Genomic DNA, 26102 nt, shown 5'->3' with positions numbered 1-26102 from the left:
TTGGATGATCTTCTTTCAACAACGAACCAGTATAATATGGAATGAAAGGGCTTACCGACACTGGAGGGAGACATGGAACAGAAGAAGATTCGCACCTTCAAGGAGTCAACCCGTCACTTATTTCAGCTGTATGCGGTGATTCCGTTTTTGATTTTGATCGTGCTGTTTTTCATCTTTACGATCATTAATGGAAGGATGAATTTGACGCAAAAAACGACGGAGGCCGCCGAGTCGATCAGTGAATCAATGGCGAAGGTGTTTCAACAGTATCACGAGGAAATCAACCGGATGGCTATCTCACCTGCCGTGACGAAATATGTGACTACACGCTTAGGCAGCGACAAGGTGTATTCCGAATTCTATGACTTCAATAATCGGCAAAAGGTGAAGAGCATCTTCCATATCGTCGACACGGACGGCATCTTCCGAGCCAGCTCCGATTCGCCGGATGCACTCTACAACAGCTTCGCCTTCAGCAATCTCATCAACCGGATTGAACAGAAATCCGGCAACACGCTGACTGAAATGAACAGCTTCCGCTATTCCCATGATCGCGACACAAGCTACACGTTCGGCAAAGCGATCGTCAAAGACAAGCAGACGATTGGCTATATCATCTACCAGCTCTACGAATCTGACATGCAGAAGCTCATTTTCGAACAGAACAATGAGATTGCGATGATCACGGACGAGCATAACACGATCATTGCCACCACCAGCAATGTCACCAAGGGCGTATTGAACAAATTCAGTCCTAAGCTGGACAAGCAAGGACATGTTCTGTTGAACGACGGTACGTACTACATGTATACCAAGCGCATACCAGGCACACCAATTCAAGTGGTCACGCTCAATTCCTACAAGTCAGAACAATACACCTATTACACGGTGTCTGTCTTTATTCTCGCTGCGAGCCTGCTGCTGTGGGTCATCATTCATTTCCTATCGAACAAAATGTCTGCCCGCAATTCTGAATCGGTCGATAAATTAATTCTGGCCTTGGCCCAGCTGCGCGAAGGGAATTTCAACGGCTATGTCGATATTCACACGAATGATGAGTTCGAGATACTCGGCGATGAGTACAATGTGATGCTGGATCGGTTGAAGGAATTGATGATGAAAAATAAAGAGCTGTCCGAGCTGCGCACAATTATCGAGGTCAAGCAGCTTCAATCGCAGTTCCATCCGCATTTCATTTTCAACGTATTGGAGACACTGCGATACGCCATTAAGATGGACGCCAATCAAGCGCAGCAAATCGTTATGCTGCTGTCGAGACTGCTGCGATACAGCATCGGCAATGATCGGAGCGTCCAGTTGAAGGATGACATGAATTATGTGCGGGATTATTTGAAGCTGCAGCAAATTCGGTTCAATGAGCGGTTGGAATACCGCATTACCGTCGAAGAGGAAACCAATCATGTATACGTACCTAAGCTGCTGCTGCAGCCAATCATTGAAAACGCTATCAAGTATGGTTATCAAAATCAAAGCAATGTGCTTATCGAAATCCGCATCTACCCTTCTGACGGGAAGCTGATGCTGGAGGTATGTGACAACGGACAAGGCATGGACGCGGAGACACTGCTGAAGGTGAACCGAATCCTGCACAGCCCAAACAATACGACACAGCATATCGGGCTCTACAATGTTCACCGCCGCTTAGTGCTGCTCTACGGCGAGGAATCCGGCATCCACATCAACAGCAAGCAAGGGACTGGCACTTGTATAACATTAACAATTCCTTACGAATGGAGTGAAGACGATGTTCAAGGTTCTGCTAGTTGAAGACGAAGATATGATACGCAGAGGCATACGCTTCAGCATTGATTGGCTGCAGTATGATTGCATCGTGATGGAAGAAGCGCTGAACGGACAGGACGGTTATGAGAAAATTTGCGAGCTGAAGCCGGATATCGTTATCACGGATATCAACATGCCCATTATGGACGGCATCTCCATGATTCGCGAGGGCTTGCAGCAGCATACGTTCAGCAGCATTATTATTTCCGGCTATAATGAGTTCCATCTTGCTAAGCAGGCGCTGCAATTGGGGGTAACCGAGTTCCTCGTGAAGCCGCTGGAGGATGATCAATTGATCGCCGCCCTAGAATCGGCCAAGACGAAGGTCGATTTGCAGCGCAAATATGAGGTCATTTCGAATCATCCGCAAGAAACCGAAGAGATACTGAACAGCAAATTTATGGAGAAAGAAACGAAGACTTCGAAGTATGTATCACAGATGATCGCGTACGTGCAGGAGAATTATGCGAAGAAAATCAGCATCCACGATCTTGTGGAGCAGCTTGACTTGAGTGCCTACTACTTGAATCAGAAATTCAAAGCTGAGACGAGCTATACGTTCAATGAGTTCCTGAACCGCTATCGCATCCAAAAGTCGATCGATCTGCTGAAATCAGGCGACAACAAAGTCTACAACATTGCTCACGATATTGGCTTCAGCGACTACAAGTACTTCATCAGCATTTTCAAAAAGTACGCCCACGTCACGCCGAGCCAGTACCAAGAATATTTTGCGGACAAGAATGCTTAGTATTACGATTGCAAGAGTGATAATCTTGTTCCATGTTTTCATCCATTATGCAATAAACACCTCTTCGAGCCAACGCGGATTCTTTGGCATTAACCGTTCCAGGTAAAGGAGGTGTTTTATTGTTTTTTATTTAGCGTGATATTTCCACTACACATATGTTCACTGAAGCCACTCTTCCCTATCTTCACTGCCACATAGATTTGAATAACACGTAAGTAATGTGTGATGCCTATCTATTCGTAAATAGTTTTTTATAATCACGCTTTCCATATATGACCCTACGGATTTCAACAATATCGTTAAGAATGACATAAAAGATAAGATATTGATCAACTATCAACATCCGATGCTCATCATTTAATTTCGGGTTACTATAATAGACATGCCCAGCAAACGGAAATTGCTCTAATGTTAAAATAGCTTTATCAATTTTATCAACTAGCTTGCTTGCAGCCTCCGGTGCGACCAGTTCTTCACTAATATATTGAACAATTTCTATTAAATCTAATTGGGCTCGTCTCAAGTAACGTAATTTATATCTGGGTTCCACGTCATCAACTCCCTTATATATGACTCCACGAATTAAAAAAACCGGAGCATCATGATCTCCGGTTATACGTTAGAAGTTAGATTATTCGCTTATTTTCTTCCTTAGTTCATTCATCACTTCTGCGTGGCTATATCGTACGTTCGAATTAGCCGCTTCGAGTTCAGCCTCTTTTAATTTTTGAAAAACCATATTGTCTTGTTGTAAATGTTCATACTGCTCGATGCTCATGACAACCATGTCACCATACCCGTTTTTGGTAAGGAAAACAGGCTCACTGCTCTCATGGACGATCTTAGATATTTCAGCGAAATGATTTCGTAAATCGGAAACAGGTCTAATGTGCGGCATAAAGCCACCTCCTCATTATCGAAATATTATCATAATTATGATATCCTCACAACTAACACACGATACCCTATGATTCAATAATCCACCGTAGCCCATCTGTTGAAATCATAACAGTAAAGCGACATAGTTTGCACAGCGTGTCAATTTATTATGGGCGGCCTACAGCTCCATCTCACCATCTCCATGGCTTCATTGATCATCGAATAGAATGATGTCCGTGGGATCTCCGTACTTTTCGGATTTCACACCCCACCCTTATCCTTTATTATTGCTTGTGCTCTTTGCGCCGTCCGACTTTGGCCCATTCGCTTTTTTAGTACCTTTGCTTGTGTAAGGTTTTGGTTTGTTTTTTGCTCTTCTTTCACTAGCTTGCCATCTAGTCCAGCCCTTTTTGTCCGTTCCTCTGCCTGTTCCGCCTTTGCCCTTAGCTTTGCTCATATAATCACTCCATGATTGTTTGTATATAGAGTTCCCTGTACCTGGGTGGTTTTAATCCTTATTTGCGACCTAAGAGCTAACTATATCAAAGCTAAGCATTAGAATCAAAGTCCCCTCACCATTGGAATATATGGAAGTTGCACGTAATAATAACCCTATCTAGCTAGTTCTATTTCATAACCTGCCAACTTTTAAAATCATGAACAGCAAATCCGGCATAGCTCGCATAGCGGGTCAATTGGTTGTGGGCGGCTTGCAGCTCCTTTTCCATTGCTTCATTGCTCATAGCGTAGAAGGATGTCCGCGGACCCTCCGAACTTTTTACTGTCTCCACGGCAATGACAATTTGCTTTTTCAGTGTGGAGGCCTCCCTCAACATGGCTTGTGCATTTTCCACAATCCCGTTTTTGCCTACTGCATGATTCCGATAATTCATGATCACGAGGCAATCGAATTTTTCCAAAAGCCATGCGCTCATGCTGTAATCCGTCCCTGGCACTTTGATCGTATTCAGCCAATACGGAACGTCCATCGTAATTTTGAGATCGTTCCCCTTGGTTTCCTTCTCAATCAGTCGCAAGTTGTCCATCCAGCCTTCCAAAAGCACCTTATTGTCTTTCTTCCATTCGCTTAAGCGATAAGGCTCAATATCGAAATGTAGTCCCGCAAACCTTGCCTCCGCTTCGACGGACGCATTGTAGGCGCTGACCCAAGCAATGAATTTTTTTATCTTATCCTGGTTTTTCTTATAAGCCCATTCGGGACGTCCCTCTAGCGCCTCTACTTGAATCCCCTGTTCCTTGGCGCTGCGAACAAAGCTTTCATAGATCGCCGGGGCCATATCGGTATTAATTTGAAGGTAGATGGTAGTCACATTGCGTTCTCTAGCAAAGCTTATCGCCTTGTCTGAATCCCTTACGATCACTTGGCTGTCCCATATCCACGTCCCTTTTGGCACATTGCTGACGGCCGTCATGATGCTGACCTGATTCTGCTTCGGCTGCCATTCCACTTGAGCATGAAAGGCCTCGCTAATGAAGCGCAGCGGAACCATGGTGCGGCCGTTCTTGACCAATGCGCCCCCGCCAAATGTTACCGTCTTTCCGTTGACCTCTGCATGATTGTCGCCGATTCCCAAGGTGATCGTATCATTTTTATACAAAAACGATATTTGGTTTGATGCCCCATTCCACTTTGCTTTTGCACCAAGCTTTTCAGAGACGAATTTGGCAGGAACCATGGTCAGGTTGGTAGCAGCGTCCACATAAGGGAGTTCGTCCGGAAAGGCTACTTCTCTTCCATCCACCTCGACTCGAAGTGAAGAAGCATAGACGTTAGGGAGATTGAATCCAACACTCATACCTATACATATAACTGTCATGCATAAAAGCAATCTTTTCATAATGTGTGCTACCTCAGCTTTTCTATTTGTAGTTCTGACATACAAGGAGATTATAAAACGCAAAATTTCTGGCAACAAGACCCATTTCTGTGTGGGGCATATCGTCCTATTAGCATACTTCGCAGACCCAGAGAACAACTATTGGGAGGTCGCTTGGAATCCAGATTCCGTGTTTGACGAGCGAGGGGCAATGTTGTCCTTTTAGAAGCAGCAAGGAGTTCATCATCGGATGAACTCCTTTTTTACTAGCATTCAAATGGAGAATGATGCGGTGCACCACCAATACCCTATCATTTCATTGGAATGATGAATCCTATATTTGAAACCACTTACTCATAGTATCCTTCTGTTGACTTCCGAAACCCCTTGAACTGATTGGCATCATGCCCGAACCATACTTGGGAGTTCGTTCGTGTCGCAAGCGTACGGATACGCTCGACCGTACTCCGGTATCCAAGCAAGTCATACAGATTGCCTGGCGGTCTCACCGGTGGGCCATAGCTCTCTGCCGTATAAATGGTATCGGAAGCAAGGATGATTCCACCCGTTTCCGGCAAGTTGATTTGCAAGCCGAGCATGCCCCAAGCATGCCCACTACCGAAGTTCAGCAGCGTAATACCCTCGGCCAGTTCCAGTTGATCCTCTGTCCGCTTTATCGTTTTCCACTGTAGGTTATTTTTGATCCAAGCATCGATGTCGGCCCATATGTAGCCCCCTTCTTTTTCGTTGCGGGCATACGTTTGCAAAGCTCCGTTCAACTCATCCTCGTGAACGATAATGGTCGCGTTCGTAAACAGTTCCAGACATCCTGCATGATCTAGATGTAAATGAGAAGCCACGACATACTTGATATCCTGAGGAGATACGTTCAATTGTTCCAGCCGATTATGCAGATAACATTCCTCACTGGCTGTCCACGGAAAAAGCATTTGTATCGATTCAGCCCACCGGCCCTCCTTGCCCATCCCATTCGGATTGCAAGCTGTATCGAACAGAATCTTGCCCTCTGGATGATCAATTAACACTGTATAGATAGGAAACTCCACAAATTCGGTCGCCGCATTCGGATTCTGAACCGTAGCCGGATTATGCATGGCAATCAACCAGTTCTTATCCATGCTCATGCGGCCGTTATCCATCACATACAGCTTTGGACGAGCCTTGATCACATTTGTCATCTTCATTTCCTCCCAATTAAACAGCTAAGTTTTCACCTACATGTGTTTTCATTCGAAGTCCCTATTACTTTATGACTAAGAATGACGCCTATTCCGTTGATATAGACATACAATAATATATTTTATAAACTAAAATTACAAAAGTAGGCACTTTTTGGTGTCCAGGATACTTCAAGGTGCATAGGAGGGAGATCATTTGACATCTTCACCAACAACAAAGCACCCTGACATCTCGTTGGCAGGGTGCGGCTATAGCAGAGTACTTGAAATCATTTCGAACAAATGGACTTCACTTGTCATTTATGCCTTGGAGAACGGAAGCATCCGATATGGGGAAATGGGAAGGAGAATCGAGGGGATCTCTAAAAAAATGCTGACGCAGACAGTACGGAAACTGGAACGGGATGGGCTGGTTCAACGACATATTACACCAACCGTGCCTCCGGCCGTTGAATACTCGCTAACGCCCCTAGGCGAATCCTTGCTTCAGCCAATGAAAGAGCTAAGGCAATGGGCAAGGGCTCATTATGCAAATGTCGAAGCGTCAAGAGCTGCGTATGATCTGGCGAACGAAAAAGACCCTCAATCTTCCACAAATTAAAGTTATATAAATTATAGCTGGAAGATTCGTAAGATACAGATATGAAAAAAACAAGCATAATGACGTTCCATCTCTCGGAATATCATTATGCTTGCTTTTTGTTAGCTATCCTTACACTTTAACAGCAGACATTTCACGATAACCCGTTCAAGTAGTTGCTGCCGTTGTTTCTCATAAATCTGCGTCTTTAATGAAAATAATCTTAACTCCGATCACCTGATTCTGCCCGTTGACGGCATAATACGCCGCATACGCTCCATCGCCAAATCCTGTGCGAGAAACTACTCCACCATCCAGCACACCGGCCTCTTCACCGCTCTCTGTAATATCGCAGCAAGCGTAATACCATTCGCTGTCCGTATCATTGGGTTCTGTACTATCTGTAACGGCATCGGGAATTCGATATTTGCTTGCGTCAAAGATTCCGGCCTGTCCGCTATCCACTCCAATAATAAAGTTCCCTTTCACCCATTCAAGGGTCCCCAGCTTATCGGCAACCGAGTTATGACACGCTATGAGCTTCGCGCATGCTTCGCCCCAATCACGAACCTCTTTCTTGTCAACGTAAGCGTCCCAGGCTCCCTGCAGCACATTGCCCAACACACCCATAATGATCGTATTCTCATCCAAGTCATAGCATGGATCGGATACAACCAGTTTCCCGGAGGTGACTTCAAATTGCCCTAATGAAATTATCATAGTTCTTCCTCCTTCTATTTTCTCTATATGTATAATAGCTAATATTTTACCACTATTCGATACTTGCTAAGTGTAGCCTCACACAAAAATAGACCAACTTTACGCTGCTGCCCAAGGTAACTCAAGCAGTGGACCTTATACCGTTACATTTGGTTATCCTTGGACTTTGACTTGGAGCTTTACTTATGACGGTAATCCAAGTATCTCTCTTTCAGAGGATTGGAGTAATGACAAAGCCACTTGGGAGATTACACCTAGCTGGTTAAAGTCTCTTCAATCATCTGATAGATTCCAATTAGGTAGCAGTTGGAAAGCTAAAGTTAATAATAAGAATACAGGTGTAAAAGTATCCCACTTAACAGAATGGCACAGCCTTGTTCAACATATGTTTGATTTGAATAACTCATTTAGTATAACTTATAGCTGGTGATCAATTGAACAAATTCCGGATTTTTTTATCTGTACTACTGGTGCTTATCACTGTTCTTCTTGTATTTATATATCTTGAACTAGCAAAATGCAGTAGATTGCTGAATCAAGTTATTGATTATTTGTATAACCACAACTATTAATCTCGTTATACTACCGTTTATACAATGCAAAGAAGCCCACGGATGAAAAGTCCCTGGGCTTCTTGTGATTTCGACTCTGAGCGTCCAACAGACGTAATTCCATTTGTGCCGATAGCTTAGAGCAGTTACAGCAAAAATGAATCCAAACATACCGCTATTTCAATCAATGATCGAGTTCACTAAAAAGATACATATGCAACCTAAACGCAAAGAACCCGAGAGGAGCACGCTTTATCGTGTCACCACTCGGGTTCTTAGGCTTCAGCCTTCATGTTATGCAATACTATTGGAATGTCGTAATAATAAGCCAGATATTGAGAATCGTTAATACTACGGAAGTGACCCAGGCGAGAATAACGACCCATAATTTATTTTTAAATTCGCCCATCAGTTTCTCATCGCTCGTAAAGAGGGTCAAAGGAATGATGGAAAACGGCAATGCGACGCTTAGAAATACTTGTGAATAGATCAATAATTTCTCGACTACAGATTCCGTACTCCCGAACACGAGAATACATACAACAACCGGGATAATGGCCACAAGACGAGTAATCATCCGTCTAGCCCACAGCGGCATTTTCATATGGATGAAGCCTTCCATGATGATTTGCCCGGATAAGGTTCCCGTGATCGTTGAATTTTGGCCTGATGCCAGCAGAGCGACGGCAAACAATACACTCAGTACAGGGCTGGCAATCGCACCGACAATCGAGCTGTCATTCAGTGCGCGGTATAACTGCCCCAGCGTATCCAAGGAGCCGCTGTAACCAAAGAACAGAGATGCACCTAGAATGAGCAGTAAGCAGTTCACCACAAACGCAACGGTTAGTTGTATATTGGAATCGATCGTCGCAAATTTGACCGCTTCTTTGAGCGATTCTCGATTTCCACGATCATATTGGCGCGCCTGCACAATCGACGAATGCAAATATAAGTTGTGCGGCATCACCGTGGCGCCGACGATACCTAGAGCGATAAACAAAGCTCCCTCATTAAATACGATCTGCGATCGTGGAATAAATCCTTCAAGCATTTGCGCCACATTCGGCTGTGCGATAATGACTTCATACAGAAACACAACAAGGATCGTTGCAATCAAGGTAACGACGATGGCTTCAATTTTGCGAAAACCATATCGCGCTAGAATCAATAATAAAAACACATCAAGTACAGTAATGAATACCCCGACGAGTAAAGGGATATTGAACAATAAATTAAGAGCCACCGCACTGCCGATAACCTCAGCTATATCTGTAGCCATAATGGCCAGCTCTGTAATAATCCATAGGGCAAAGCCCCATTTTCTGCCTGTCTTCAACCGGGTTACTTGTGCCAAGTCCATCCCGGTCACAATTCCTAACTTCGCAGACATGCTCTGCAATAGCATGGCAATCAGACTGGAGATGAGAATAACCGACAACAGCAAATAACCAAACTGCGACCCACCCGCAATGGAGGTAACCCAGTTGCCAGGATCCATATATCCGACTGCGACTAATGCACCCGGTCCTGAATAAGCCAGCAGCTTTCTCCAGAAACCTGCATTCTCAGGTATCGGAACCGTATTATTAATTTCCTCTAAACTCGATCCATTTTGTGTTTTGTGAAAGAGTTTTCCTTTTCCTGATTCCATAATCAGCCCACCTTTTTTCCACGCCCAAAAAAGTTTCCTACTATCAACTTTTAATCATTGTATACTTTTTTCTGAAAATTTCAAGTGTTAGACATGCCTCATGCGCACTTTTTTATACGGAAAAGGCGACCGTTCCCTGTGTCAATCCAGAGAAGCGACCGCCTCTTCATTTCTTAGTATGTGCTATTGTTAAAAGATTACCTATTGTCTTACGCTAACATTACACGAGCATACCCGCAATTGCAGCACTCAGCAAGTTCGCAAGTGTTGCAGCAATGATCGCGCGGAAGCCAAGCTCAGCGAGATCCTGTCTGCGGGAAGGAGCTATACCGCCCAGACCTCCAATAAGCAGCGCGATGGCTGCCAGATTGGCAAAGCCGCACAACGCAAAGCTGATGATGACTACGCTCTTCGGAGACAAGCTTGCAATCTCAGGCGCGAACGAAGTGTACGCGACGAATTCATTCAAGACGAACTTCTGTCCGATGAAGGAACCTGCTTGCAGCGCTTCGCTCCATGGCACACCGATCAAGAAGGCAATCGGTGCGAACAGGTAGCCGAGAATTTGCTCGAGCGTCAATGCTTCAATGCCGAACACGCCGCCAACCCAGCCGATGATCATGTTCACTAGGAAAATGAGCGAGATGAACGCCAGAAGCATCGCTCCTACACCAGCAGCAATTTTCAGACCGTCCGAGGCACCGCGAGCGGCAGCGTCGATCACATTACGGGATTCCGTATCCTTGACCATCTGAACCTTTTCCACTCGAAGATGATGCTCCGTTTCCGGCATCAAGATCTTGGCCATCAACAAGCCGCCTGGTGCTCCCATGAATGCTGCCGCAAGCAAGTATTCAATCGGTACGCCGAGCATTGCATATCCGCCAAGCACGGAGCCGGATACGCACGCCAGCCCGCCGACCATAATCGCGAACAGCTCCGACTTGGTCATTTTCTCGATATAAGGCTTAACGACAAGCGGTGCTTCGGTTGGACCGAGGAAAATATTCGCTGCCGCTGACATAGATTCTGTTTCGCTCGTCTTGAGTACTTTAGACAGAAATCCGCCAATGATTTTCGTTGCCCACTGCATAATGCCGAGGTAATACAGAACTGCGATTAAGGAACAGAAGAAAATAATGATCGGCAGCACCTGCAGTGCGAACGTAAAGCCCGCCTTCTCTGCCCCGAGTATTCCGCCGAACAAGAACTGAATCCCTGCATTCGTGGAATCGATGATGCTCTGAACAACTTTGGACAAGTAGTTCAGCATCGTCTTGCCGAATTCCCATTTCAGTACGATTAACGCGAAAATAAATTGAATTGCGAACGCGCCAATGACCGTTCTCGGATTAATCGCCTTGCGATTTTTAGATAATGCCAGTGCTATAACGAGAATGCCTAAAATGCCTAGAAGCCCCCAAATGTATTGCATATACAGATCCTTTCTTCATCGAGTCTATAGCCAAGATTGTAATACGAAAGGGTCGGATAGACCTCTTCATTTTCACTTGCATGAATTCGAATATTCTATGTTAGTTTATGGATTTTAATACATCAAATAGCATTCCTTTAAACGCATCGCGATCGATCGCTTCACATACGCGAACATTGAGCGTGCGCTCCAAGCGATTGTTAATGTCGACGAGGCTGTAGCCTCTTGTCAGCTCGCCCACCGTCTCTACATCAACATGATAGAGATGAGAGTTCGTCATAATCGACTCATCTGCCGCAACTGCTGCCAACAGTGTATCTGGATGCGTTGTACCATTCAGACGGTGAACAGTCTTGTTGAAACGCATGACGACCTTGTTCACGTCCTTGAAGAATTTCGCACCCTTAGAGCCGAGCTGCTCGATTTCCGCATGATCATTGTCATCCATAATGGAATATTGCGTGCACATTTCCCAGCCAACCATCGTGATTGGAATGCCTGAGTGAAGCACGATCTTAGCCGCTTCCGGGTCAACATAGAAGTTGTACTCTGCCGTCGGCGTAATGTTGCCAAGCGCATTGTTCGTGCCGCCCATAATATACAGATGCGGGATTAACGGTATAATCGTCGGGTCCTTCTTGATGGCCATCGCAATATTCGTCAGCGGCGCAATCGCCAGCAGATGGATTTCCCCAGGATTGTTATGCACCGTGTCAATTAAGAAATCAACCGCATGTCCAGTTGCAGGGGATTGAATCGCCTTTTCGAAAAAGGAATCGCCCATCCCGTCCTTGCCGTGTACATCCTCTACAGTACGATGCTCTTTGTGACCCAGTCCCATAATTGGGCCTTCGTATCCTTTGTACACCGGAACCTTGCCGCTATGTCCTGCAACTTGAACCGTATACAGTGCATTTTCCACCTGTTGATCGAACTGCACATTACCGCCTGTAATCATAATGCCTTCGACTTGGAAATAGTGAAGGGCCGTTAAGATCGCGATTGTATCGTCTCCTGCTGTGTCGGTATCAATAATGACGCGTTTCTTCTCTGACATTATGACTCCCTCTTCTCTGTTGCTTTTTTCGCTAGGTCTGTCATGTAATCGAAGAATGCATCGCGGTCTACATCGTATACGACCTGTACCGGACGACCGTCTGCCATTTCTACCGTGCGGCCTTGGCTAGCACCTTCGGTAATTACCTTGCTGTTCACCGTCTGTACCTTCACAAGATCGCTCTTGCCAACGAAGGCAGTCGTTAATACATCCCACAGATAATACGTCGAGTTCGTGGAGAAATGAACGAGCGGCGGCACCATAGCGTAGCATTGACCGAGGAAATCAACCCCGATATGCTTGCGCTCTGCAGCCCAGCGTTCACGAACATCCAGTGTAAGCGGTACTTGGTTCGTGCTCTCCAGCGCTACGAGATCAATCTCGATTCCGCTCTCCCACACGCGAGCAGCAGCATCCGGATCCCAGAATACATTCCATTCTGCCGTTCCGTCATGCTCAGGCTCATGCACATTGCCCGCTTCGCGGAATGTACCGCCCATCCATACAAGGCGTTCTACCTTCTCTTCAATTGTTGGATCCATATCTAATGCGCGAGCAAGATCAGTCAGCGGACCTGTGAACAACAAGGTCGTCTTGCCTTCCGTTGCACGCAGCGTATCAATAATGTGTTCATGTGCTGGCTTGTCCGCAACCGGAGTTACGACCTTGCCAGATTCATTCAAGAGCGGCAGAGCATCCACGTAGAATGCATGCATGCGCCAGTCTTTCGGGAAAGGATTTTTCCCACGCGAATTAGACGCTGCTACATCTAGCCCGCCTGTTCCGAAGCGATCAATGATTTTACGGCTTGCAAACATCGCCGGTTCTAAGTAGCAATCCGCTGGAATAACGGATACACCTGTCAACTCAACGTTATCCATTTGCAATAACAAAAACAAAGAAATCAAATCATCAACGCCGCCATCGTGGTTAAAATAAATCTTTTTCTTCATCTTGTCTCCATTCCATACATCAACACTTCATGTGAAGTAAATGTATTCTATGTTATGTCCGTACAAAGTGTCGCAAAACCGAACAAACGAAAAAGATTTTTATCGCATTATTCGGATTCCGTTATAAATAATACTAAATTTTCTTTTAAAAATATATAGTTAAAAGAAAAAAATATTCGATTCTAAAGTATTAATAGGGAGAATTGTAACTTATTCCTATCTAACAAATGATACTTCCTCTCCCCAGTCCCGTACATCCCTCGCTTTATTGCAAAGAAATGTCCTCACCGTGAAGAGAGAACATTCGTACATGATCTATCATAATAGAAAGTATAGAGAAATAAAATCAACAAAGTTTCTGACTCGATTCTGCCGATTACATATATAGTATTGACTGATTCCTAAAACCTAATCCTCCTACGAAAGGAGAACAAATTGTGCAGCAGCGTCCATCTAGAACGCCAGTAAAACCTATCAACAGAACCACAATGAAATCACCCAGCAGAACAGCAGCGCCTGACAGAAATCGTAGAACACGCGAGCAGCCCAGAACGATTCGCCCTGCTTCGATCAACTCACAGTCAGGGAAATCGGCAAAAGTGACAGAACTTGATAAGACATCGACCAGCAAGCCTGCTGCTAAACCTGTGTCATCTTCACCCAAGGCTCCCGTAAATAGACAGGGGCAAGCAGTTGCTTCCCTTATGTTCAGCCTACTTGGTATCCTGTCATTTCTATACATATTGAATCATCTGAACGAGGTGATCAAGTATAACTCCATATTCACGTCCAAACTAAAGCCCGTCATGATTACGTCCTTTATCTTGAACATAATTGGATTTGCATTAGGGATCAGAGCGAGACATTCTGCGCGAGGCGGAGGGATAGCAATCGTTGGGGCGACATTTGCTTCGATTCCTCTAGGCATTTGCGTGGTTATTCTCCTTGTATTTATCCTGAAATTGACGGGTGTTCAACCTCTATGAGGGGGGCGCTCCCCCTTGTCGTACTTCTGAAATTACAAAAAGAGAGAGTGGCTCCCCACTCTCTGCCTGCCTACTTGATGATCCACTTATCTAGAAATGCCATCTATCCAATTCTATTCTTCGACCGAAGGCCCAACTACTGTCAGCATCATAATCGAGGTTTGGAATCTACCGCTTTCGGGAACGATGCACAGCACTTGCTGCCCTTCCATTAGATGTCCCTCATTCATGAGCTCCTCCAGCATAATGTATATCGAAGCGGAAGCCGTGTTTCCCTTTGTATATAAATTCGTAAACCATTTCTCTGCTGGTATTGATACCCCGCCCTTCTCCAACAACCGGAATATCTCATCTCTGAAAAAATGCGACGAGTAGTGGCAAACCATCCAATCGATGGTCTCAGGTTCAAACCGGCCTTCCTGCACCAGCTCCAAAAATCGACGAACACCTACCGTCGTGATTTCATTAACCAGTCTGACGTCTTGCTTCAGATTTAGAGCCCCTTGATCCGCCGCTTCATGAATGGATGCATAATCAAGCCACGAAGGAACTCCACTGTCCTTATCCATACCCGAATACATGCACACATCATACTCATTTGCATAGGACTTATTATCAATCCATTCGATGCGCAGCGATAACCCCTTCGCGGAGGGCTTGTCCTGCAATATAGCCGCGCCTGCACCATCCGACAGCATAAATCGCAAAAAGTCCGTGTCGAACGGCACACGCCCATTGCTATGTACAGACTGCGCCTCAAACTTCGTATGCTTAAATTCACGGCTCAGAAACTCACTCGCACAGGCGACTGCTGCTTCTTGTTCGCCAGATTTAATTTGTAAGTACGCATATTTAAGTGCCTGCATACCGCTAGCACATAAACCCGAATGCGAGGATATCTCCATTACTGGCAAGCCCGCTTCGGCATGTACCATACTCGCAAAACCAGGAAGAAGCAAATCGGGTCTCGTCGATCCTGTTGCTAGGAAGCCAATATCCTGCTTTGCTATATTTTCATTTCGTTCTAGTGCATCTCGTATTGCTAGAGCAGCCATTTCTGCGTTCGTATATAAACTCTGTTGTTCTTTGTTCATTGCGTAGTAGCGATATTTTATCTGATTCTTTTCAAGGATGATCCGCTTGGTCTTTGAGGTCTTACCCCCAATTTTGCCTAGATAATCTTCAATTTCATTATTACTAACCGGAGAGCCAGGAAGGAATTTACCTATACTTGTTATATAGACTTGATTCATGAAGCACCTCCATAAAATATGATATATTTCTTGATTATCATAGAATTTAATTAAATTGTAAAGTATTGGATTTTACAAACAACAAAAAGAACGCTCTTTTTCCGTATCGGAGCGCTCTTCTTTCATGTTTGTTTCAACTGTGTACTGCTACCAGCTAACTATCAATGACCCGCATTGGTTCCCTTTCATCATCGTTCTCGTGATCTACTTTCGTCCGTTACTCCCACGAATCGGTATCCATCGAATCCTTTATTCGTTCTAGCTGTGCAAGTTGAGACCGAGGGAATCCGTCTTCTCTTGTCTTTTCTCTGCAATAATAACAAGAACAATGGACCTTCCCTTTTGCGAACCTTCCCACAGACGACACGAACCAACCTAATTGCTTAGCAATCTTGCTCTTACGTTGAATCACTCTTCTTCGATGATGTCGATAGTATGCACGAGTTCGATTTTTGCATTTGCTCTTCATTCCATCACGCCCCTTGGTAAAAGGCCCAGCCTGCAAAGTAGCCAAGGGAGTTCGATATCATCCCTTACAGGCTGGACGTGATGTAACTACTTGATAGAAAGAGCGTCATTCTATATCACCTCAATTTATTTACATTATGGAAGTCTCGTATTAATCCTTATACGGATCGAACTCATCTGCTCCGGCCATACACACGCCGATCGGCTTTAATGTGTGCATCACTTCGATCGTTTCTGCATGTGCATCCAATACCTCCTGCAGCTTCCGATATACAAACGGACTCTCGTCCGTGCCCGCTCCGCGCAGTTCAACGCCGAATGTTCGCACGGCCTCCATCATTTGCGCTGTCGTAATTTTACCGCCGCTTCGAGTTCGGGTCTTCCAGTTCATTTTGCCTGCCGCCTGCGTCCGGCTCATGATCCGTCCCGCGCCATGAACGGTGCTGTAATAAGCTTCGCTATTCTCTATGCTATCCTTGCCTTTCACAATTACCGATATGTCGCCCATACTGCCGCCGATAAATCCGACCTGACCCGGCGCGGAAGGAGTCGCTCCTTTGCGGACAACCATGACTTCTTTGCCGTTATGTGTTTCTTTCCAAGCATAGTTATGGTGATTGTGCACCTCAAGATCAGCATCAGTACCCAGAATCGCCAGCACTTGCTCGATTACGTAATCCCGTCCTGCATAGGCATACCGTCCAGCCAGCTTCATGGCACGGTAATACATATCTCCAACCTCGCTGCTCAAATCAAGAAGGATAGGCGGCTGATCCATCTTCTCTCCTGGAGCACTGGCGAGGAACTCCCGTCCGACAGCCAGATTCATGAATCCGCTCGCCGTCTTATGCCCGAATCCTCTGCTCCCGAAATGATTCGCAATCCATAGGCGACCTGTCCCTACTTCCTCGAACATGTCAACAAAATGATTGCCGCTTCCGACGGTACCAAGCTGATTGCGAGCCAATGCTTTCAACTTGTCATGCTCTTGCTTGCCAATCGCTTGATAGACGTTCCAGTCCGGATCATCGAAGAGATCGTGATCCACTTTCTCATTATTGACTCGCCCCATCCCGAAGGAGATTTTGCGGGCGATTTTGTCCATGATTTTCGGCAAACTAGGCTTGATATCTTCTGCTGTCAAATGAGTACGGACTGCTTTGTTCCCGCAGGCAATGTCATACCCGACACCTGAAGGCGAGATTTGCCCGTCATAGACTACGACCCCGCCAATCGGCTGACTGTATCCTTTATGATGATCCGCCATCAGCAGGGCTTGAACCACATTACCCGTCTTAGCGCACATTTTCGCTTGCGCAACGGCGCTCTCCTCCGGGTTGCCCCAGACGCGTACGCCGTCTATTTGTTGATAAGCCATATACTTCTTCAACTCCAGTAAAGTATAATTTCTATTCGAATATTCAAACGCCTTTAGCTTCTCGCAACGCCTGAATTCGTTCTTTTACCGCTTCTTCAGTCTCTACTTCAAATAAATGAATGACCGCCCCGATGAGCTGGTCGCCCCAAGAAGCAGCGTCCCAGCCTTCCAACGCCCGCAGCGCCATATTCCGATTGCGAACGACAGGACTGTTTAGACCGGCCTTAACGAGCCTCTCTCCAATTCCAGCGAATCGATCCAAGCTCTGCAAGATGCTGTCCAGACATTGATGTGCAATAAACTCTCTCCCAAGCCCCATCTCATCTCCCGGACCTGTAGCCATATCCTGCAGCGGCAGGTGTTCCTCAGCGAACTGAACCAGCTTCCGAATTCTGCTCGTGTCTTCTGATTTCATGAGCTGCAAGTAAAGGGAATCCTGCAGTGGATCCTCAGCAAGCTGATGATAAAGGGTTTCCCAAATATCTATCCCGAGCTTCCCTGCGCATGCTATACCGTAATAGCGATGCACCGATTCGCCCGATTCAATTGCATCCAGCACGTTCTCCTTCCATTTCGACTGGGCAAGGATCACTTGAACTGCTTCTATCGTATCGGTTCTAAGCTGCTCCGTCCATCCTGCAGACATTCGCTCGTTCCATCTCTCCTCCTCTTGGGCCAAGAAGTCGTGCAGATGGAGCATGACCGACAGGTGCTTAACCGTGGAACACATCTCTCGCGCCAACCTTACATAATCCGATAACACTTGTGGAGCATACTCATAATCATCGATATCCTCTGCGGGACCTCCATTTAACAAAGCTTCAATGATATCCGTCGCACCTTCATACAATTCGTGGTCAACCTGCTCGGCGGATAGCGCCCCCTGCAAGCCTCCATTTCTCGCACATATGCATGCCAAATATTCATCCATAATATTGTTCTGGCATCCATAGCGCAGCAGCCAATCTCGAATTTCCTGCGTCGCCGGCTCCAGCCTCTCAACGAGATGAATTTTCCCCCAACCATGAACATGCTTGGCTAATTCCCACAGCACCTCGTTGCTGTCGTCCATTCCATTCCGAATCGCAACTGCCGTATACAGCGTGAACTCATCATGCCTACCGAGCGTTAGAAGCAGCTCCTTCACGTGTTCATTTTGGAAAAGACCGAGCAGCGCAATACCGAACTTCACGACATTGCGATGTGCCCCATGCTCAGCGAGCCATACCGCTTCATGGAATACGGGCTCTGGTCGTATGCCTGGATGAGTACGTACCTGCTCCAATATATCGTCAATCATGCTGCTTATTTGAGCCGTCACGAGCTTCATATACAGTGCCTTTCGCGTGGCATGCTTCATCTCCTGAGATTGCTTCGCCAGTAATTCGACGATTTCGTCTACCTCTTCCTCCCGCTCACTGCCTGCTGCATGGTGACTGAGCACTCCGTCCAAGGCACCTGATGCCCACCGTAACTTGCTGTCAGCCCAGAATTCGACGTCATCCGGCAAAGAGCCATTTACTGACTCCCCTTGATCTCGTATGTATGAATAAATGGAAGGTCTCCCCTTCCATGGTGCCGCTTGGTCAAAAGAAATAATCATCGTACTGTTCCCCTTTCCCGATCTTTCTTCTGCCTCTATCTTCGCTTATTTCCAATCCAATGAACATGGTAAAAGTATTACGACATCTATAAACCCGTTCTTTTATGCGATGCAATCTTGCGACCACAGAATATATACAGCTCCCTTTCTTAATTCATGGTAAAATTTATCTATTATTCGCATAAGTGAGGTGCTGATTATGAACATTCGTGCAGTGAGAACATCCGATTATACCAGTGTAATTTCTGTTCTTAACGATTGGTGGGGCGGCAGAAATATGTCTGACATGCTGCCAAAATTGTTTTTTGTCCATTTTCAACAAACGAGCTTTGTTGCAGAACAAGACGGGGAAATGGTCGCCTTCTTAATTGGGTTCGTGTCGCAAACCTATCCGAACGAGGCTTATATTCATTTTATCGGTGTTCACCCGAATCATCGAAAGTCCGGGATCGCGAAAAGGCTGTACGAAGCGTTCTTCGATGCCGTACGGCAATATGATTGCGATATCGTCCGCTGTGTGACTTCACCCGTTAATACGACTTCGATCGCATTTCATACGCGGATGGGCTTCCGAATCGAAGAAGGAGACGGCGAGATAGATGGGGTGCCCGTACATACGAACTATGACGGAAGAGGCGGAAGCAGAGTGCTGTTTGTTATCTCTATCAAGTAAATCCTCCATTAAATAAGCGACATAGTTTGGATAAATGACAGCCGTTTCCCAGTACATACCGAGAAACGGCTTCCTACTTTTTGTTGACGATAAGCATCGCGTACGCTACTTCTTACACCTCGGTGGCTCCGTCCTTCGGCGGGACGGATATCCCCTGTTCCCCCGCTCTGCTCACTGATTCCCACGCTTCCCAAGTCGTAATGCGTTCCTTATAAGTGTTTCTGGCGATATCAAAAATCGCGCTTCCTAAAATAAGCCGCAAAGGCGGGTTCTCGCTATTCACCAGCTTCATAAGCGCTTCGGCAGCCAATGCAGGATCGCTATCTATCGAACTTTCCGCATACTGTTGGGCTAGCTCTTCTCGAAGAGAATGGTAAGCCTCTAATGGCTGGCTATAGCTCATCGTGCTGTATAAGTCCGTCCAATATCCGCCCGGCTCCACGAGCGTCAACTTGACCCCAAAGTGGGCTGCTTCCTGCGCCAACGCTTCGCTTAGGCCCTCTAGTGCAAATTTGCTTGCACTATACATGCCTGTCATTGGACCTGAGATTACTCCCCCTATGCTGGAAATTTGAATCAAATGCCCTGACCGCTGCTCACGCAAGTAAGGGAATACCGCCTGAGAGACCCATAGCGCCCCGAAAAAATTCGTTTCCATAAGATCTCTTGCATCAGCTTCGCTCAGTTCCTCGACCATGCCTAACGTCATCGTGCCCGCGTTGTTCACGACAATATCAAGACGCCCGAAATGCTCTACCGCCGCCTTTACGGTTGCAAATACAGATTCCCGCTCCCGGATATCAAGCCGCAAAAATAGCAGTGCATCTTGGTATTGCTCTTTCAGTGATTCTAACTTCCCGACGGTTCTGGCGACGGCTGCAACCTGATCCCTTGCTTCTAGCGCAGCATTGGCAAATGCATAGCCCAGCCCCTTGCTGGCGCCCGTAATCAGCCACACGCGTCTCTTCTTATTCTTCCGATCTTCAGGATTGAACAGTTCCTGTGTTGTCATAGGAAATCCCCCCCTAACCAAAATAAAAAAACACAGACAAATGCTCTGCCTGTGCCAACTATAATCGGGTAGGAATATCCCTGTATAAGTCCATGTTCGAACAGCGCCAAAGAAGCCCTCGATAAAAAAGCGCAGGCAAATCCTCGCGACACTCGCCAAGACATGAACTAGACGGCATATGGACAGACTTATCCCGATTGCTCTGCTGACAGGCAGAGAAACAAAGAACCAATGAATGCAATTTGCATGGTTGGCTTATCGGGAACAATCTATCACACATAACCCTCCGTTCCTGTTAGATACCAATACTGTAACAAAGACGTCAGGAAATTTCAACCAAATATAAACTAACTAACACCTTCAACATTGCCTTTATCCTGACCAGTCTTCATGTTCCGTTTGTTAGGGCAGCACGCTCCCTCCATTATACCTGCTAAGGATGCAAAGAACCGCGGAATTTTGTCCTGTTCACTTAGAGAAGCTTAGGAAACTGTGTGCAGTTTAACAGATGATTCGAATATAGACTTTCAAATAAAAAAATCCCCTTCAGAGGGGATTGGTTGCTCCACTTACCTCTGAGGGGATACTGTATATTTTCTTATACTTTCTTCACATGGACGAAATCGAAATAAACTCTATCTTTTCCCCGGATCGTACGGCTCTCCGAGTGCGGTTGGTCCGCTCGTACGCCCAACTGCGAAGAGAAGCACCAGCAAGGTCAACAGGTAAGGAAGCATGTAGAACACTTCGGTCGGTATCGTCTTCGCCCAATCATAGATGACAACCTGATCCTTGAGCGCTTGGGCAAATCCGAAGAAAATCGCTGCGCCAAACGCCCCTATTGGGTTCCACTTCCCGAAGATGACCGCGGCAAGGGCAATAAAGCCTTGACCGGAGATCGTGCTCTGCGCGAAGCTGCTGTTCGCCGTTAAGGCGACCGTTGCGCCTCCTAGGGCAGCGATGGATCCCCCAACCAGAATGGATAACGTACGAAGACGATTGACCTTCACACCTGCCGTATCAGCTGCCCCAGGGTGTTCCCCAACCGCGCGCATCCGCAAGCCCAGCGGCGTCTTGTACATGACGAACCATACCACGAATACACAAATATAAGCGATATAGGTCGTTGGATATGCCGTAAAGAATGCTTTTCCGAAGAACGGAATGTCACTCAACAATGGGATGGACCATTTAAAAAACACCTCAATGATCGGCGTCTCCGCTGCTCCATCGAACAAGAGCTTTACCATGAAGAACGTCGAGCTCGCCGCCAGCAAGTTGACGACAATCCCGCTGATTACCTGATTTGCTTTAAATTTTATCGAAGCAAGTGCATGAATGCCGGAGAAGATCAGCGTGAAAATCATGGCACCGAGGAGACCTAACCAAGGCGAAGCACCACCAAGCCCCGCACTCTCCGCATAATGCGTCGTAACCGCAGCAGCGAATGCTCCCGATATCATAAACCCTTCAAGTCCCAGGTTAATAACACCGGTACGTTCGACGATCACCCCGCCGAGTGCGGCAAAGATCAATGCCGTGGCAAACACGAATGTTCCATTCAATAGATTGGCTAGAATATCCATGGTTTACCCCTCCTCCCGCTTCGATTTGCGTTTGAACATCTTGATGAACATGCGGATGGCTCCTGGAGCTGCCGCGAAGAAGATAATGATACTGATTACCATCTTAATCACTTCAGGAGGCACATCGGCACCGAAGCTCATTCCTTGCGCACCATAATACAAGCCGCCAAATAGAGCTGCGGACAAGGTTACCCCAACTGCCGTGTTCATGCCGAGAAGGGCTACCGCGATTCCATCGAACCCAATGCCAGAAGTATTAGGCGTAATCGCCATATACTTAAATACACCGAGCACTTCGAACGTGCCAATCAAGCCGCCAAGCGCGCCGGAGATAAAGAACGTACGAATCGCAATCTTAGATACATTCATCCCTGCGTATTCCGCAGCATGCCTATTGTATCCTACTGCACGAATCTCATAGCCCTTCTTAGTGCGGTTCATATAATAGTAATAACCGATAAGGATGAAGATGACGATGAAGAATCCCCAGTGAATACGAGCCCCGCTGAGCAGATCCGATAACCACGGAATCTGGATGTCCGCAGATTCATGGATCATTTGTGAACGGGATGTGCCTGCTTCAGCCATGTACGATTTGATTGCAATATGACTAATATATAGGGCAATCCAGTTCAGCATGATGCACGAGATAACTTCATTCAACCCGCGTTTGACTTTGAATATGGCGACCAGTGCCCCCCATATTCCACCGAACAAGGTTCCGACGAGTATCGCTACGATCCCATGAATGAATGGCGGCAATTCCAGCATATTTCCGACCATCAAGGCCCCGAGAGAGCCCATCACGATCTGCCCTTCCACCCCGATATTGAACATCCCGCCGCGGAATGCGATCGCAACCGCGAGACCTGATAGAATCAGTGGGACGATAGAACGCAGCGTTTCACCGACGTCATAGACACTACCGAAAATCTTATCTATCAACGAAGAATAGGCAAGCAATGGATCATATCCGCCAATCAGCATCACAATCGCGCCGATGACAATCCCAATCACAATGGAAATGACCGGTATCCAGATCGATTCTTGACGCAGAAGCTTGTTCACACGATTCAATTCGATTCGCCTCCTTGTCGTCTGCCCGCCATCATCAATCCTAGCTCTTGATCATTGGTCTCTTCCGGACGAGCTTCTCCTACGATTTGACCATTGAAGAGCACGATAATTCGATCAGCCACGTTCATGATTTCTTCCAATTCGAAGGATACGAGAAGGATGCCTTTGCCATTATCGCGTTCCGCAATGAGCGCCTTATGGACAAACTCAATCGCTCCAACATCGAGGCCGCGTGTCGGTTGCGCGGCGATCAACAGCTTGGGATGCCGATCAATTTCCCGCGCGATAATTAATTTCTGCTGGTTGCCTCCGGACATTGCACGTACCGGCACCTCGTATCCGGGAATACGGATATCGAATGATCTCACGTATTTCTCGGCGAGCGTTAACGCAGCTTTGTGATCCATAAGTCCGCCCTTCGTCAATTCAGGCTTATCATAGGTCTGCAAGATTGCATTCTCTGGCACGGTAAAGTCCAACACCAGACCATGCTTATGGCGATCCTGCGGAATATGCGACATTCCAGCTCGGCCAACCTCACGCGGAGTCTTGTTCACGACATTGACGCCGTCCAACTGAATCTCGCCCGATTCTACACGCCGCATGCCTGTTAATGCTTCGATTAACTCGGTTTGACCGTTCCCATCGACCCCCGCGATGCCGACGATTTCACCCGCACGAACCTGGAAGGAGAGGCCGTCTACCGCAAATTGTCCATTATCCCTGCGAACGTGTAAGTTGTTTACGTTTAGAATAGGCTGCATCGGATTGGCTGGAGCCTTCTCCGTCTTGAACCGCACTTCGCGGCCCACCATCTTCTCAGCCAATTCTTGAGGACTGGAATCCTTGACCATAACCGAGTCGATCACGCGCCCCCGGCGAATAATGGTGCACGTATCCGCAACCTCCATAATTTCCTTCAGCTTGTGCGTGATGATAATAATGGACTTGCCTTCACTCGCAAGCCGCTTCATAATGGCAAGCAGATCCGTAATCTCTTGAGGAGTCAGCACCGCCGTCGGCTCGTCCAAGATGACGATATCTGCGCCGCGGTACAGCGTCTTCAAGATTTCTACCCGCTGCTGCATTCCTACTGAAATATGCTCAATCTTGGCAGCAGGATCCACATTTAGGCCATACTGCTCCGATAATTGCCGAATTTTAGCTGAAGCACTTTTCAAATCGGTTCTCAGACCGGATTTCGGTTCCATGCCGAGAATGATATTTTCAGTGACCGTAAAAGGCTGTACAAGCTTGAAATGTTGATGCACCATCCCAATCCCCAGCTCAATCGCCCGGTTCGGGGTATCCATAATCACTTCTTGTCCGTTGACCCAAATAGAGCCTTCTGTTGGCTGATACAATCCGAATACGATATTCATCAATGTCGACTTGCCCGCACCATTCTCACCAAGCAATGCATGAATCTCGCCCTTCTTCAAGGCAAAGCAGATGTCTTCATTCGCGACGACGTCACCAAATCGCTTTGTGATTCCTTTTAACTCCAATACCGTCTCTGTATGCACCATTAGACTTGGCTCCTTCCTCCTCCAGAAACAACCCCCCGCTGATTAGGCGAGGGGAGCTTTTCGGTTCCAATCGGTTCTTTGCTTTACATTTCTGGTACGACAATTTCACCATCAATAATTTTTTTGCGGTATTCTTCTACTTTCGCCAATACATCTGCCGGAACGTTCTTAGTGGATGTTGGTGCAATGTCAACACCGTTATCTTTGAGACCCATGTTCGTCACTTTACCGCCTGGGAAGTTGCCTTCTGCTAGTTGCTTCGAGATTTCATAGACAGCGACATCAACTTTCTTGATCATGGACGTTAAGGTTACTTCATCGCCGAACGTCAAAGATTGGTCTTTATCTACCCCGATAACCCATACTTTTTGCCCTTGGGAGACACGCTCTTTCGCCTCGTTAAATACGCCGTTGCCTGTCAATCCTGAAGCATGGAAAATAATATCTGCCCCGTCATTGTACATCGTTGCCGCAGCGGATTTCCCCATATCAACGCGCGTAAATTGCCCTGTATAGTTCACGGATAATTGTGCATTCGGATTTACGGCTTTGATCCCTTCACGGAAACCGGCTGCGAAGCGTTGGATTGGAGGGATTTCCATGCCGCCGACGAAGCCAATTTTATTCGATTTGGTCATCAAGCCAGCGATTACCCCTACTAAGTAGGCCCCTTCTTGTTCTTTGAAGGAAACAGCTGCAACGTTTGGCACAACAATGGAGGAATCAATGATGCCAAGCTTCGCATCCGGGTTTTCTTTGGCAATTTGCGTTATGGCGCCATCCAATGTATAAGCTGTCGCCCATGTGAGGTCATATCCGCCTTTGACGAATTGATTCAAATTTGGGATGACTTCAGAATCTTGTTTGGGTTCCGCGTATTTGACATCGTATCCAAAGTCAGCCTTCAACTTCTGCAATCCTTCCCATGCATTCTGGTTGAAGGATTTGTCATTGACGCTACCCAAGTCAGTAACCATACCGATTTTGAGCTTTTTGCCGCCAGTTTCTCCAGGTGTGCCAGCTCCGCTCTTGGATTCATTCTTTGCACCACATGCGGTTAACACCATGGAAACCATCAATACGAATACAAGTATAAGATTCATCTTTTTCTTCATCT

Annotated in this window: 23 protein-coding genes; 5 read left to right on the top strand and 18 right to left on the bottom strand. The window is 46.6% G+C overall.

What is annotated here, in order from left to right; all coding sequences use genetic code 11:
* Positions 1-72 precede the first annotated feature (72 nt).
* Both BBG47_RS15850 and BBG47_RS15845 read left to right on the top strand, forming a co-directional pair.
* Positions 73-1788 carry a sensor histidine kinase gene (locus BBG47_RS15850; RefSeq protein WP_065292492.1) on the top strand — a complete coding sequence of 572 codons (1716 nt, stop codon included), beginning with the start codon at positions 73-75 and terminating at the stop codon, positions 1786-1788.
* Entirely contained in the window at positions 1766-2554 is a 789-nt protein-coding gene (locus BBG47_RS15845) for a response regulator transcription factor (protein WP_065292491.1), read from the top strand. The genes BBG47_RS15850 and BBG47_RS15845 overlap by 23 nt, the downstream gene beginning before the upstream one ends.
* Before the next feature lie 229 nt (positions 2555-2783).
* On the opposite strand, the gene BBG47_RS15840 is transcribed toward BBG47_RS15845, so the two are convergent.
* The 5 genes from BBG47_RS15840 to ahlS all read right to left on the bottom strand — a co-directional run bounded on the left by BBG47_RS15840 (position 2784) and on the right by ahlS (position 6470).
* On the bottom strand, positions 2784-3104 hold the full coding sequence (locus BBG47_RS15840) for a type II toxin-antitoxin system RelE/ParE family toxin (RefSeq protein WP_065292490.1): 321 nt from the start codon (positions 3102-3104) through the stop codon (positions 2784-2786).
* Between the two features lie 81 nt (positions 3105-3185).
* Positions 3186-3452: a type II toxin-antitoxin system Phd/YefM family antitoxin gene (locus tag BBG47_RS15835; protein ID WP_065292489.1), complete on the bottom strand. Its 267-nt coding sequence runs from the start codon at positions 3450-3452 to the stop codon at positions 3186-3188.
* Between the two features lie 255 nt (positions 3453-3707).
* Positions 3708-3890, bottom strand: a complete 183-nt coding sequence (locus tag BBG47_RS15830) for a DUF3934 family protein (protein ID WP_065292488.1) — start codon at positions 3888-3890, stop codon at positions 3708-3710.
* Positions 3891-4059: 169 nt separating this feature from the next.
* Positions 4060-5292 carry a copper amine oxidase N-terminal domain-containing protein gene (locus BBG47_RS15825; RefSeq protein ID WP_065292487.1) on the bottom strand — a complete coding sequence of 411 codons (1233 nt, stop codon included), beginning with the start codon at positions 5290-5292 and terminating at the stop codon, positions 4060-4062.
* A 329-nt stretch (positions 5293-5621) separates the two neighbouring features.
* Positions 5622-6470 (bottom strand): AhlS family quorum-quenching N-acyl homoserine lactonase, encoded by an 849-nt coding sequence (ahlS, locus tag BBG47_RS15820; RefSeq protein ID WP_065292486.1) that lies wholly within the window; start codon positions 6468-6470, stop codon positions 5622-5624.
* Between the two features lie 196 nt (positions 6471-6666).
* On the opposite strand from ahlS, the gene BBG47_RS15815 reads away from it, so the two are divergent.
* On the top strand, positions 6667-7071 hold the full coding sequence (locus BBG47_RS15815) for a winged helix-turn-helix transcriptional regulator (protein WP_065292485.1): 405 nt from the start codon (positions 6667-6669) through the stop codon (positions 7069-7071).
* Between the two features lie 171 nt (positions 7072-7242).
* Here the strand turns inward: BBG47_RS15815 and BBG47_RS15810 are convergent, their stop codons facing one another.
* The 5 genes from BBG47_RS15810 to BBG47_RS15790 form a co-directional block, all read right to left on the bottom strand.
* On the bottom strand, positions 7243-7770 hold the full coding sequence (locus BBG47_RS15810) for a DUF4241 domain-containing protein (RefSeq protein ID WP_083189344.1): 528 nt from the start codon (positions 7768-7770) through the stop codon (positions 7243-7245).
* Positions 7771-8625: 855 nt separating this feature from the next.
* Entirely contained in the window at positions 8626-9975 is a 1350-nt protein-coding gene (locus BBG47_RS15805; RefSeq protein WP_065292484.1) for an Nramp family divalent metal transporter, read from the bottom strand.
* Between the two features lie 220 nt (positions 9976-10195).
* On the bottom strand, positions 10196-11410 hold the full coding sequence (locus tag BBG47_RS15800) for a NupC/NupG family nucleoside CNT transporter (RefSeq protein ID WP_065292483.1): 1215 nt from the start codon (positions 11408-11410) through the stop codon (positions 10196-10198).
* A 100-nt stretch (positions 11411-11510) separates the two neighbouring features.
* Positions 11511-12467: a nucleoside hydrolase gene (locus BBG47_RS15795; RefSeq protein WP_065292482.1), complete on the bottom strand. Its 957-nt coding sequence runs from the start codon at positions 12465-12467 to the stop codon at positions 11511-11513.
* The gene (locus BBG47_RS15790; RefSeq protein WP_065292481.1) at positions 12467-13420 is read right to left on the bottom strand and encodes a nucleoside hydrolase; all 954 of its coding nucleotides are present in this window, start codon (positions 13418-13420) and stop codon (positions 12467-12469) included. Before BBG47_RS15790 ends, BBG47_RS15795 begins: the two co-directional genes overlap by 1 nt.
* 437 nt (positions 13421-13857) lie before the next feature.
* Here BBG47_RS15790 and BBG47_RS15785 point away from each other — a divergent pair, with 437 nt between their 5' ends.
* Positions 13858-14406 (top strand): hypothetical protein, encoded by a 549-nt coding sequence (locus BBG47_RS15785; protein WP_065292480.1) that lies wholly within the window; start codon positions 13858-13860, stop codon positions 14404-14406.
* A 113-nt stretch (positions 14407-14519) separates the two neighbouring features.
* On the opposite strand, the gene BBG47_RS15780 is transcribed toward BBG47_RS15785, so the two are convergent.
* The 3 genes from BBG47_RS15780 to BBG47_RS15770 all read right to left on the bottom strand — a co-directional run bounded on the left by BBG47_RS15780 (position 14520) and on the right by BBG47_RS15770 (position 19108).
* Positions 14520-15659, bottom strand: coding sequence for a beta-ketoacyl-ACP synthase III (locus tag BBG47_RS15780; RefSeq protein ID WP_065292479.1), 1140 nt, complete (start codon positions 15657-15659; stop codon positions 14520-14522).
* 619 nt (positions 15660-16278) lie between these two features.
* Positions 16279-17505 carry an RtcB family protein gene (locus BBG47_RS15775; RefSeq protein WP_065292478.1) on the bottom strand — a complete coding sequence of 409 codons (1227 nt, stop codon included), beginning with the start codon at positions 17503-17505 and terminating at the stop codon, positions 16279-16281.
* A gap of 43 nt (positions 17506-17548) precedes the next feature.
* Positions 17549-19108 carry a limonene hydroxylase gene (locus BBG47_RS15770; RefSeq protein WP_065292477.1) on the bottom strand — a complete coding sequence of 520 codons (1560 nt, stop codon included), beginning with the start codon at positions 19106-19108 and terminating at the stop codon, positions 17549-17551.
* A gap of 199 nt (positions 19109-19307) precedes the next feature.
* Between BBG47_RS15770 and BBG47_RS15765 the strand changes: the two genes are divergently transcribed.
* Complete coding sequence (locus BBG47_RS15765; RefSeq protein ID WP_065292476.1) at positions 19308-19781, top strand: GNAT family N-acetyltransferase; 474 nt, start codon at positions 19308-19310, stop codon at positions 19779-19781.
* Positions 19782-19893: 112 nt separating this feature from the next.
* On the opposite strand, the gene BBG47_RS15760 is transcribed toward BBG47_RS15765, so the two are convergent.
* From BBG47_RS15760 to BBG47_RS15740, 5 genes are all read right to left on the bottom strand, one after another.
* Positions 19894-20793, bottom strand: a complete 900-nt coding sequence (locus BBG47_RS15760; protein ID WP_065292475.1) for an SDR family oxidoreductase — start codon at positions 20791-20793, stop codon at positions 19894-19896.
* Between the two features lie 635 nt (positions 20794-21428).
* Positions 21429-22379 (bottom strand): ABC transporter permease, encoded by a 951-nt coding sequence (locus BBG47_RS15755; protein ID WP_021255492.1) that lies wholly within the window; start codon positions 22377-22379, stop codon positions 21429-21431.
* A 3-nt stretch (positions 22380-22382) separates the two neighbouring features.
* The gene (locus BBG47_RS15750; protein WP_065292474.1) at positions 22383-23456 is read right to left on the bottom strand and encodes an ABC transporter permease; all 1074 of its coding nucleotides are present in this window, start codon (positions 23454-23456) and stop codon (positions 22383-22385) included.
* Positions 23453-24985 carry an ABC transporter ATP-binding protein gene (locus tag BBG47_RS15745; protein WP_021255494.1) on the bottom strand — a complete coding sequence of 511 codons (1533 nt, stop codon included), beginning with the start codon at positions 24983-24985 and terminating at the stop codon, positions 23453-23455. The genes BBG47_RS15750 and BBG47_RS15745 overlap by 4 nt, the downstream gene beginning before the upstream one ends.
* Before the next feature lie 83 nt (positions 24986-25068).
* A complete protein-coding gene (locus tag BBG47_RS15740; protein ID WP_065292473.1) occupies positions 25069-26100 on the bottom strand; it encodes a BMP family lipoprotein in 1032 nt (343 codons plus the stop codon).
* Positions 26101-26102: the final 2 nt, after the last annotated feature.

The sequence above is a fragment of the Paenibacillus sp. KS1 genome (genome assembly GCF_001680695.1).
GTDB classification, from domain to species: domain Bacteria; phylum Bacillota; class Bacilli; order Paenibacillales; family Paenibacillaceae; genus Paenibacillus_B; species Paenibacillus_B suaedae.
Note: the sequence above shows the minus strand (reverse complement) of the source record. Positions and strands in the feature narration are given on the sequence as shown.

What these genes read in the sequence shown, in the direction of transcription:
- BBG47_RS15790 (WP_065292481.1), bottom strand. Translation starts at nt 13,420, where the DNA reads ATGAAGAAAAAGATTTATTTTAACCACGATGGCGGCGTTGATGATTTG.
- BBG47_RS15740 (WP_065292473.1), bottom strand. Translation starts at nt 26,100, where the DNA reads ATGAAGAAAAAGATGAATCTTATACTTGTATTCGTATTGATGGTTTCC.
- BBG47_RS15770 (WP_065292477.1), bottom strand. Translation starts at nt 19,108, where the DNA reads ATGATTATTTCTTTTGACCAAGCGGCACCATGGAAGGGGAGACCTTCC.
- BBG47_RS15760 (WP_065292475.1), bottom strand. Translation starts at nt 20,793, where the DNA reads ATGACAACACAGGAACTGTTCAATCCTGAAGATCGGAAGAATAAGAAG.
- BBG47_RS15775 (WP_065292478.1), bottom strand. Translation starts at nt 17,505, where the DNA reads ATGGCTTATCAACAAATAGACGGCGTACGCGTCTGGGGCAACCCGGAG.
- BBG47_RS15745 (WP_021255494.1), bottom strand. Translation starts at nt 24,985, where the DNA reads ATGGTGCATACAGAGACGGTATTGGAGTTAAAAGGAATCACAAAGCGA.
- ahlS (WP_065292486.1), bottom strand. Translation starts at nt 6,470, where the DNA reads ATGACAAATGTGATCAAGGCTCGTCCAAAGCTGTATGTGATGGATAAC.
- BBG47_RS15800 (WP_065292483.1), bottom strand. Translation starts at nt 11,410, where the DNA reads ATGCAATACATTTGGGGGCTTCTAGGCATTTTAGGCATTCTCGTTATA.
- BBG47_RS15850 (WP_065292492.1), top strand. Translation starts at nt 73, where the DNA reads ATGGAACAGAAGAAGATTCGCACCTTCAAGGAGTCAACCCGTCACTTA.
- BBG47_RS15805 (WP_065292484.1), bottom strand. Translation starts at nt 9,975, where the DNA reads ATGGAATCAGGAAAAGGAAAACTCTTTCACAAAACACAAAATGGATCG.
- BBG47_RS15755 (WP_021255492.1), bottom strand. Translation starts at nt 22,379, where the DNA reads ATGGATATTCTAGCCAATCTATTGAATGGAACATTCGTGTTTGCCACG.
- BBG47_RS15845 (WP_065292491.1), top strand. Translation starts at nt 1,766, where the DNA reads ATGTTCAAGGTTCTGCTAGTTGAAGACGAAGATATGATACGCAGAGGC.
- BBG47_RS15825 (WP_065292487.1), bottom strand. Translation starts at nt 5,292, where the DNA reads ATGAAAAGATTGCTTTTATGCATGACAGTTATATGTATAGGTATGAGT.
- BBG47_RS15810 (WP_083189344.1), bottom strand. Translation starts at nt 7,770, where the DNA reads ATGATAATTTCATTAGGGCAATTTGAAGTCACCTCCGGGAAACTGGTT.
- BBG47_RS15830 (WP_065292488.1), bottom strand. Translation starts at nt 3,890, where the DNA reads ATGAGCAAAGCTAAGGGCAAAGGCGGAACAGGCAGAGGAACGGACAAA.
- BBG47_RS15795 (WP_065292482.1), bottom strand. Translation starts at nt 12,467, where the DNA reads ATGTCAGAGAAGAAACGCGTCATTATTGATACCGACACAGCAGGAGAC.
- BBG47_RS15780 (WP_065292479.1), bottom strand. Translation starts at nt 15,659, where the DNA reads ATGAATCAAGTCTATATAACAAGTATAGGTAAATTCCTTCCTGGCTCT.
- BBG47_RS15765 (WP_065292476.1), top strand. Translation starts at nt 19,308, where the DNA reads ATGAACATTCGTGCAGTGAGAACATCCGATTATACCAGTGTAATTTCT.
- BBG47_RS15835 (WP_065292489.1), bottom strand. Translation starts at nt 3,452, where the DNA reads ATGCCGCACATTAGACCTGTTTCCGATTTACGAAATCATTTCGCTGAA.